At 54.6% G+C, this 271-nt stretch carries 1 protein-coding gene; it reads right to left on the bottom strand.

Annotation, left to right across the window (positions count from 1 at the left end):
• The coding region (locus ACJDTP_RS27785; protein ID WP_406763052.1) for a hypothetical protein at positions 1–271 on the bottom strand (271 nt) is incomplete at both ends.

Below are 271 nucleotides of genomic sequence, written 5' to 3'. Positions count from 1 at the left end.
AAATCGGACTGAAGCCTAAACTCCTGGTACCATTGCCTGTTGTCGGACTGGCTAAGGTCCACGGACAGTATGCGGTCTGAGGGGCCCAACTGCGGATCTGTGTAGATGCCGCCCGGCGCGGCAGGAGAAGGCTCCAACTCTCCGAAGAAATTATAGAGCTGGCTGGTGTCGGAAAATACGGGATTTGACACATAGCGCGCATAATCTTGTGACGCGTAGTAGTCGTCCTTCGCATAGGCCGTCTGAGAATACAGCGTCAGGGTGTCAGTCA

The sequence above is a fragment of the Candidatus Clostridium helianthi genome (genome assembly GCF_045310795.1).
Taxonomy (GTDB): domain Bacteria; phylum Bacillota; class Clostridia; order Clostridiales; family Clostridiaceae; genus Clostridium; species Clostridium helianthi.
The sequence above is the reverse complement of the archived record's forward strand: the minus strand, read 5'-3'. Positions and strand labels throughout refer to the sequence as shown.